The sequence below is a fragment of the Nitrincola alkalilacustris genome (assembly GCF_008973755.1).
Taxonomy (GTDB): Bacteria; Pseudomonadota; Gammaproteobacteria; order Pseudomonadales; family Balneatricaceae; genus Nitrincola; species Nitrincola alkalilacustris.
The window spans coordinates 1-3,218 of sequence record NZ_WBOM01000019.1 but is presented as its reverse complement, the minus strand read 5'-3'; the positions used below and the strand labels follow the sequence as shown (position 1 = coordinate 3,218).

The 3,218-nt window shown below is 52.3% G+C and carries 2 rRNA genes; both read left to right on the top strand.

Annotated features, from left to right (window positions below):
• Positions 1–35: 35 nt before the first annotated feature.
• Positions 36–2,929 (top strand): 23S ribosomal RNA (locus F7R27_RS18530).
• Positions 2,930–3,082: 153 nt separating this feature from the next.
• Positions 3,083–3,198: ribosomal RNA gene (rrf, locus tag F7R27_RS18525) — 5S ribosomal RNA — on the top strand.
• The last annotated feature ends 20 nt before the right edge of the window (positions 3,199–3,218 follow it).

The window sequence follows — 3,218 nt, the reverse complement described above, 5'->3', positions numbered from 1 at the left end:
AAGCATTCAGTTGAACAGACGCCTTCGGGTTATATGGTCAAGTGAATAAGCGTGCACGGTGGATGCCTTGGCAGTCAGAGGCGATGAAGGACGTGGTAGCCTGCGAAAAGCTTCGGGGAGCTGGCAAACAAGCTTTGATCCGAAGATGTCCGAATGGGGAAACCCACCTAACTTGTTAGGTATCTCTTAACTGAATACATAGGTTTTGAGAGGCGAACCCGGGGAACTGAAACATCTAAGTACCCGGAGGAAAAGAAATCAACCGAGATTCCCTAAGTAGTGGCGAGCGAACGGGGAACAGCCCTTAAGCTGTATTCGGGTTAGTGGAAGACACTGGAAAGTGTCGCCATAGAGGGTGATAGCCCCGTACACGAAAACCTGTTTATAGTGAAAACGAGTAGGGCGGGACACGTGATATCCTGTCTGAACATGGGGGGACCATCCTCCAAGGCTAAATACTCCTGACTGACCGATAGTGAACCAGTACCGTGAGGGAAAGGCGAAAAGAACCCCTGTGAGGGGAGTGAAATAGACCCTGAAACCGTGTACGTACAAGCAGTGGGAGCGGACTTGGTTCCGTGACTGCGTACCTTTTGTATAATGGGTCAGCGACTTACTTTCAGTGGCAAGCTTAACCGAGTAGGGGAGGCGTAGGGAAACCGAGTCTTAATAGGGCGAATGAGTCGCTGGGAGTAGACCCGAAACCGGGCGATCTATCCATGGGCAGGTTGAAGGTTGAGTAACATCAACTGGAGGACCGAACCGACTACCGTTGAAAAGTTAGCGGATGACCTGTGGATCGGAGTGAAAGGCTAATCAAGCTCGGAGATAGCTGGTTCTCCTCGAAAGCTATTTAGGTAGCGCCTCATGTCTCACCTTGGGGGGTAGAGCACTGTTTCGGCTAGGGGGTCATCCCGACTTACCAACCCGATGCAAACTCCGAATACCCAAGAGTGCAATCATGGGAGACACACGGCGGGTGCTAACGTCCGTCGTGAAAAGGGAAACAACCCAGACCGCCAGCTAAGGTCCCAAAATTCTGGTTAAGTGGGAAACGATGTGGGAAGGCTCAGACAGCTAGGATGTTGGCTTAGAAGCAGCCATCATTTAAAGAAAGCGTAATAGCTCACTAGTCGAGTCGGCCTGCGCGGAAGATTTAACGGGGCTCAAACCAGATACCGAAGCTGCGGATGCATGGATTTATCTGTGCATGGTAGAGGAGCGTTGTGTAAGCCGTTGAAGCGGAAGCCGGGAGGCACCGTGGAGGTATCACAAGTGCGAATGCTGACATAAGTAACGACAAGGGGCGTGAAAAACGCCCCCGCCGGAAGACCAAGGTTTCCTATCCAATGTTAATCAGGGTAGGGTGAGTCGGCTCCTAAGACGAGGCTGAAGAGCGTAGTCGATGGGAAACAGGTTAATATTCCTGTACCGGCTATTACTGCGATGGGGGGACGGAGAAGGCTAGGCCAGCGCGGCGATGGTAGTCCGCGTTTAAGGGTGTAGGCTGAGAGAGCAGGCAAATCCGCTCTCTTAAGGCTGAGACCTGATGACGAGACTCTTATGAGTTGAAGTGGTTGATGCCCAGCTTCCAGGAAAAGCCTCTAAGCTTCAGGTAATAGACGACCGTACCCCAAACCGACACAGGTGGTCAGGTTGAGAATACCCAGGCGCTTGAGAGAACTCGGGTGAAGGAACTAGGCAAAATGGTACCGTAACTTCGGGAGAAGGTACGCCGCTTTTGGTGAAGGACTTGCTCCGTAAGCTGAAGGCGGTCGAAGATACCAGGTGGCTGCGACTGTTTATTAAAAACACAGCACTCTGCAAACTCGAAAGAGGACGTATAGGGTGTGACGCCTGCCCGGTGCTTGAAGGTTAATTGATGGGGTTAGCGCAAGCGAAGCTCTTGATCGAAGCCCAAGTAAACGGCGGCCGTAACTATAACGGTCCTAAGGTAGCGAAATTCCTTGTCGGGTAAGTTCCGACCTGCACGAATGGCGTAACGATGGCCACACTGTCTCCACCCGAGACTCAGTGAAATTGAACTCGCTGTGAAGATGCAGCGTACCCGCGGCTAGACGGAAAGACCCCGTGAACCTTTACTATAGCTTCACAGTGGACTTTGACATTACTTGTGTAGGATAGCTGGGAGGCTTTGAAGCGTGGACGCCAGTTCATGTGGAGCCAATCTTGAAATACCAGCCTGGTACTGTTGAGGTTCTAACTCAGGTCCTTTATCGGGATCGAGGACATTGTGTGGTGGGTAGTTTGACTGGGGCGGTCTCCTCCCAAAGAGTAACGGAGGAGCACGAAGGTACCCTCAGGCTGGTCGGAAATCAGCCAATGAGCGCAAGAGTAGAAGGGTGCTTGACTGCGAGACAGACACGTCGAGCAGGTGCGAAAGCAGGTTCTAGTGATCCGGTGGTTCTGTATGGAAGGGCCATCGCTCAACGGATAAAAGGTACTCCGGGGATAACAGGCTGATACCGCCCAAGAGTTCACATCGACGGCGGTGTTTGGCACCTCGATGTCGGCTCATCACATCCTGGGGCTGAAGCCGGTCCCAAGGGTATGGCTGTTCGCCATTTAAAGTGGTACGCGAGCTGGGTTTAGAACGTCGTGAGACAGTTCGGTCCCTATCTGCCGTGGGCGTTTGAGATTTGAGAAGAGTTGCTCCTAGTACGAGAGGACCGGAGTGAACGAACCTCTGGTGTTCCGGTTGTCACGCCAGTGGCATTGCCGGGTAGCTACGTTCGGACAGGATAACCGCTGAAAGCATCTAAGCGGGAAGCCCCCTTCAAGATGAGATCTCACTGGACCTTTAAGGTCCCTGAAGAGCCGTCCGAGACCAGGACGTTGATAGGCAGGGTGTGTAAGCGTTGTAAGGCGTTGAGCTAACCTGTACTAATGGCTCGTGAGGCTTGACCATATAACGCCCAAGGCGTTTGTTTGAATGCTAGAGATTGATTGTAGAGACAGTAGATTGAGCTTGTGTTGTGGACAGGTTGTAGCAAGTGTTACGACAAGTACTAAACAAAAGACGCATCAAGACAGACTTCAGATCCCGGTTGTTCCAGTTTTGTCTGGCGACCATAGAGACGTGGCACCACCTGATCCCATACCGAACTCAGAAGTGAAACGCGTCATCGCCGATGGTAGTGTGGGGTCTCCCCATGCGAGAGTAGGTCATCGCCAGGCACTTAATACCGCAGCCCCCG